Below are 5426 nucleotides of genomic sequence, written 5' to 3'. Positions count from 1 at the left end.
CGCGCACCCGCCGCCCCCGGCACCGGGCGGGTGCCCCCGACCCTTCTTCGCCGCCCCAGGGCCGCGCTGACCAGACGGAGGTGTGCCGTGCGGCGTCTCGCCCGGTACTCGAAGCTTCTGCGGTTTTCCACGGTGTTGTCCTTGCCCGCCACGCTCGCGCTGATGACCGTCGCGGCCGCGGCGGGATCGCCCGGCTGGTTCCTGGTCGCCGCGACCGCCTGCTTCGTCGCCGAGCCGGTCGTCTACCGGCTGTTCCCGGACGCCGACAGACCGCTGCGCTGGGGCGAGCTGAGCGCCGGTGCCCGGGTGCTGATCCGGCAGGGCGCGTTCGTGCTGCTGCTCGTCCAGGCCGGAGACGTCGGCGACGCGACGATCTGGACCGCCGCTCTCGGCTTCTTCGCCCTCGACTGGCTCCGCGCCGGCGCCCTGGTCGGCGCGGCCACGATCCGCCGTGTCAACACGATCCCGTACGTCACCCGCAACCTAGGCGAGGGCGAGCCCGCGTTCCCCGAGGCCGAACCCGCCTGGCACGTGCGCCTGGTGATCCTCATCGAGGGCTATGCCGACGCCCTCCCCCTCCTGCTCGGCACGATCGGCCTGCTGGCGGACGTCCCCGAACTGCTGATCGCCGGTCTGCTGGGCACGGCGGCGGGCACGCTGGCGTCCTGCGCCGCGCAGGTCCCGCACCTACGGCGGATGCGCGGCCTCCTCAACGCCCGCCGCGTCGGACGGGACGTGCAGCGCCGCGTGAGCTCCTATGAGCCCGAGGTCGTCCTCTACTTCACCGGCTTGGCCGTGAACGCCTACCAGGCCAACATGTGGCTGGAGACCATGGAGCGGCTGAACCGCAAGGCGATGGTCCTCGTCCGGACGCCGGAGGTCGTGGACGCACTGGCCCCCACGCGGCTCCCGGTCGTGTGCATCTCGCGGGCCGAGGACGTCATGAACTTCGACTGGTCGTCCGTCCGCGTCGCGCTCTACACCGGCAACACCGGCAAGAACCTGCACCTGCTCCGCGAGCCGGACATCAAGCACGTGTTCATCGGCCACGGCGACAGCGACAAGGACTCCAGCTCCAACCCGGTCAGCAAGGTCTTCGACCAGGTGTGGGTCGCCGGTCCGGCGGGCCGCGACCGCTACCGCAACTCCGACGCGGGCGTCCGCAACGAGGCGATCGTCGAGGTCGGACGCCCGCAGCTCGCGGGCATCGCCACTGGCCCCACCGGCAACGAGGTGCCGACCGTTCTTTATGCGCCGACGTGGGAGGGCTGGGACAGCGAGCACAGCTACTGCTCCCTGCTCACGATGGGCGAGAAGATCGTCGCCGCGCTGCTGGACGAGGGCCAGGGCCTGCGCGTCATCTACCGTCCACACCCGTACACGGGCACCCGGATGGCATCCGCCGCGGCGGCTCACAACCGGATCATCGCCGCGATCGAGCAGGCGAACCGGACGGGGAAGGGCGGGCACCGGGTCGTGACCGGCGCCCAGGCGTCGCTGCACGAGTGCTTCAACCAGTCGGACATGCTCATCACCGACATCTCCAGTGTGATCTCCGACTACATGCCGAGCCTGAAGCCGTACGTGGTCACCAACCCGCACGCGGCCAACGACGTGACGTTCCGCGCCGACTTCCCGTCCGCGTCGGCGGCGTACCTGCTCGGCCCGGACTGCGCGGAACTGGCGGACATCCTCGCCGTCGCCGCGTCTCCCGGCGCCGACCCGCTCGCCGACGAGCGGCGCAGGCTCCGCGGCTACCTCCTGGGCCCCGAGCACCCGGACGCGATGACCCGATTCGCCGCCGCCGTCGACACGCTCGCCGAGGCCGGCCCCAGGTCAGCGCTATACGGGCTCGGCGGCTCTCAGGTTACGGCCGCGTCCGAACCCGCATAGAGTGTCCCTCGCACCCCCGCCCCCGACTGTAGAGGGGCCATGTGAGGCAACCACTGGTGAGCGTGATCGTCCCGGTTCACAACTGCCGGGACACGCTGGGCCGGGCGCTGGGGTCGGCCTTTGCCCAGACCCTCCCCTCCGAACAGGTCGAGGTCATCGCGGTCGACGACGGCTCGACCGACGGCGGCGGCGAGCTCTTGGACGAGCTGGCCCGCGCCCACGCCCGGCTGACGGTCGTCCACCAACCGCCCTCCGGCGGTCCGGGGGCGCCGCGCAACCGGGGCCTTGAGCTCGCGTCCGGAACGTTCGTGTTCTTCCTGGACGCCGACGACGCGCTGGGGCCCGAGGCGCTGGAGCGGATGACGGCGATGGCGGAGCGGAACGGCACCGACATCGTCCTCGGCAAGCAGGTCGGGACCGGCGGCCGCAGGACGCCCCAGGTGTTCGGCGAGACGATCGAACGCACCCACGTCCTCGAACACGGCTCCGACCTCTTCTGGCGCATGTCGATGGCGGCGCTGCAGCTCTTCCGCCGCTCGCTGATCGAGGACGCCGGGCTGCGGTTCGCCGAGGGCGTCCTGTCGCACGAGGACCAGCTGTTCACCGCCGGCGCGCATCTGCGCGCCCGAGCCGTGTCCATCCTCGCGGACTACGACTGCTACTACTGGGCGGCCCGCGAGTCCGGGACGAGCAGCACGCAGATCGGCGGCGCCCGCGCGGCCGACGTCTACGCGATCATCGCCGAGGCGATGGAGGAGACCGCGCGGTACGCCGAGCCGGGCGAGATCCGCGATCAGCTGCACCGGCGCTACCTCGATCAGGAGGTGTTCGGACGGCTGCAGCGGCTGTACCTGGACGCCCCCGACGACGAGCGCGAGATCACCTACACGCGGTGCCGCGAACTGCTGAAGAAGTGGCTCACCCCGGGACTGCTCCAGGAGCTCGTCCCTCTCCGCCGGGTGATCGCTCACTGCGTGCTCCACGACCTCGCCGGGGAACTCGAGACCGTCCTCCGGTTCCACACCGCCTCCGGGCGGCCCCGCGTCCATCTGGAGGACGGGCGCGCCTACCTCGAGTACCCGTTCTTTCGCGCCCCCTCCACACCCATCCCAGACGAGTGTTACGAGTCCCGCGCACCGGTGCGGGTCCGGCACCATCTGACGGAGCTGACCTGGGCGGACGACTCCCTCCGGATCAGCGGCGACGTCCTCCTGCACGACGTGGACAGGGGAAGACCCGTCCTTCACCTGGTGCTGGCCGACGGCGCCGGTTCGCATCAGCGGATCCGGTGCGAGGCCCACCCGCCGAACCGCACCGACGAGGGCCTCGCCGCGTCCTACACCACCTCGTTTTTCCCGGCGCCCGGCTCGTGGCCGGACGGCCGATGGACGGTGCACCTGGAGACGACCCTCGCTGGGCACGCCTTGACGACCCCCGTGGTGAAGCCGAGAGGGTTCACGATGCCGCGCGCCGCCGTCGTCGACGCGGACGGGCGGTGGCGGGTCGTCCGCCCGCTGTCGCCGGGCGCGCGCGAGCCCCTCACGCTGGAGGTCGGCGGCGCCCTCAAGGCCACCGACTTCCGCGATGTGAAGGTCGGCTGGGGGCCGAAGAAGCGGATGTGGGTGCGCGCCGAAGCGCCGCCCATCCTGGGGAACGGTCCCGCGATGAGCGTCCTGCTGCACCTCGCCGGCGACAGCCGGGTCATCCGCGCGGCGCTGGAGGCCGTCCCGGACGATCCGTCCCGGCGGTACGCCGACATCTCGCTCGGGGACGCCCGGCGCGGCTGCTGGCGGGTCCGGTTCGCGATCGACGGCGTCGGCGAGCCCGTCCCCGTGCGCCTCGCGTCCGGGTCCGGCGTCCCCGGGCCGGCGACGGCGTCGCTGGTGCCGCCGCGCCGCCTGCGCGTCCGGCTCGACCGCAAGACGCTGATCGTCCATGTCACCGCGCCGCTGGCGTTCCACGCGCGCCGAATCCGGGCATGGATGGCGCCCGGCGTCGACCCCGGAAAGCACCGGTTATCACCGGCACCCCTACCCTCGTGAACACCCGCATGGAAGGCAACGCATGAGTCACCGGATCCTGCCGAGCGCCCAGGTCGATCCGAGCGCCGAACTCGGAGACGGCACCACGGTGTGGGATCTCGCCCAGGTCCGCGAGAACGCCCGGCTAGGCACGAACTGCATCGTCGGCCGCGGTGCCTACGTCGGCGCCGGCGTACAGATCGGCAACAATGTCAAACTCCAGAACCACGCCCTCGTCTACGAACCCGCCGTGCTGGAGGACGGCGTGTTCGTCGGGCCGGCGGTCGTCCTGACCAACGACCGGGAGCCCCGTTCGGTCGACCCGGACGGCAAGCTGAAGCGCGGCGGCGACTGGGAGGCGGTCGGCGTGCACGTGGCCGAGGGGGCGTCCCTCGGCGCCCGCAGCGTGTGCGTCGCGCCCGTGCGGATCGGCCGCTGGGCGATGGTCGCCGCGGGCGCGGTCGTGACCCGCGACGTTCCCGACTACGCCCTGGTAGCCGGCGTCCCGGCCCGCCGAATCGGCTGGGTGGGCCGCTCCGGCGCCCGCCTAACCCAACTCCCAGACGGCACCTGGCAATGCCCCCGAACCGGCGCCCTCTACATCGAAACCCCCACCGCCGACGCCCCCGAGTCAACGCTCCTAACCGAAAAGAACGCCTAACCCTCAAGCCGCCCAACACTGTCGCCGCACGCGGCCACAGGCTGGTGCGCAACTCGGCCAAACAGAACCGTCGGCGACCTCGCACCGGGTAGCCAACGTAGGCCTAGCAGTACACACCCCTCGGCAAGCAGCCAGCAGAACTACAGGTTCTTCAAATTCTTGCGAAATGCCGAAAGTCGCTGGTGCTAATGATGAGCTTGGGACCATTGGGGTCCTTGCTGTCACGGAGCGCAACGATGTTCGGAGAACCGGCGATCTCAACACAGTTGTCGCCCTCTGCCGTACTCCGCGAAGCTTTGCGCCACAAAGCGACTTCGATGCACGCGTCTCCATCCTCGTGGCTCCGAGACGCCTTGCGCCAGACCGCCTCACTCAAATTCATGTTGCCTCGCCACATTGCTAGGCCAGCATTTTACTCAAAGGTTCTTGAGAACGTTCGTGAAGTTCCAGAAATCGGTACGACTAATGACGATCTTCTGACCTCCCGGATCCTTGCTGTCCCGAATGGCAACGACATCATCGGTCGACGCCATCTCGATACATGCGTCTCCTGACTCATTGCTACGGGAAGCCTTCTTCCAGCGCACCGGATTCAGGTCCATCGTTCCTCAATCACCTTTCTGATCAGCGCACGTGTGTCGTTCGCATTTAGTGCTTCGGCCTGCAGCGTGGCCATAGTCTCATTGACCAGAGCTATCTCAGCCGGAGATGTCGATGTCTCGCCACCGTAAGCCTTCGCGGTGTATACGACCTGCCTCTGGTCAGGCAAGGTGGCTATCATGAAAGTGGCCCAGACATTACGTATGTATCGAATTGGCGCTATCTGTATATTGATTTTATCTCTATAGGAG

At 69.3% G+C, this 5426-nt stretch carries 6 protein-coding genes; 3 read left to right on the top strand and 3 right to left on the bottom strand.

Annotation, left to right across the window (positions count from 1 at the left end; all coding sequences use genetic code 11):
* Positions 1-141 precede the first annotated feature (141 nt).
* The 3 genes from E1287_RS41830 to E1287_RS41820 are packed head-to-tail and all read left to right on the top strand — an operon-like array spanning position 142 to position 4575.
* Positions 142-1893, top strand: a complete 1752-nt coding sequence (locus E1287_RS41830; protein WP_131971458.1) for a CDP-glycerol glycerophosphotransferase family protein — start codon at positions 142-144, stop codon at positions 1891-1893.
* A gap of 56 nt (positions 1894-1949) precedes the next feature.
* Positions 1950-3935, top strand: coding sequence for a glycosyltransferase (locus tag E1287_RS41825; protein WP_165969452.1), 1986 nt, complete (start codon positions 1950-1952; stop codon positions 3933-3935).
* 22 nt (positions 3936-3957) lie between these two features.
* Complete coding sequence (locus E1287_RS41820) at positions 3958-4575, top strand: acyltransferase (RefSeq protein WP_131971455.1); 618 nt, start codon at positions 3958-3960, stop codon at positions 4573-4575.
* Between the two features lie 151 nt (positions 4576-4726).
* On the opposite strand, the gene E1287_RS41815 is transcribed toward E1287_RS41820, so the two are convergent.
* The 3 genes from E1287_RS41815 to E1287_RS45240 form a co-directional block, all read right to left on the bottom strand.
* Entirely contained in the window at positions 4727-4957 is a 231-nt protein-coding gene (locus tag E1287_RS41815; RefSeq protein ID WP_131971453.1) for a DUF397 domain-containing protein, read from the bottom strand.
* A gap of 34 nt (positions 4958-4991) precedes the next feature.
* Entirely contained in the window at positions 4992-5177 is a 186-nt protein-coding gene (locus E1287_RS41810) for a DUF397 domain-containing protein (RefSeq protein WP_131971451.1), read from the bottom strand.
* A partial coding sequence (locus tag E1287_RS45240) for a Scr1 family TA system antitoxin-like transcriptional regulator (protein ID WP_243719812.1) occupies positions 5168-5426 on the bottom strand: 259 nt, incomplete at its 5' end. The genes E1287_RS41810 and E1287_RS45240, both read right to left, overlap by 10 nt.

This window comes from Actinomadura sp. KC06 (assembly GCF_004348735.1).
In the GTDB taxonomy this organism is placed as follows: domain Bacteria; phylum Actinomycetota; class Actinomycetes; order Streptosporangiales; family Streptosporangiaceae; genus Spirillospora.
Note: the sequence above shows the minus strand (reverse complement) of the source record. Positions and strands in the feature narration are given on the sequence as shown.

Coding starts and splice junctions, on each gene's coding strand:
- E1287_RS41820 (WP_131971455.1), top strand. CDS start 3,958: ATGAGTCACCGGATCCTGCCGAGCGCCCAGGTCGATCCGAGCGCCGAA.
- E1287_RS41815 (WP_131971453.1), bottom strand. CDS start 4,957: ATGAATTTGAGTGAGGCGGTCTGGCGCAAGGCGTCTCGGAGCCACGAG.
- E1287_RS41810 (WP_131971451.1), bottom strand. CDS start 5,177: ATGGACCTGAATCCGGTGCGCTGGAAGAAGGCTTCCCGTAGCAATGAG.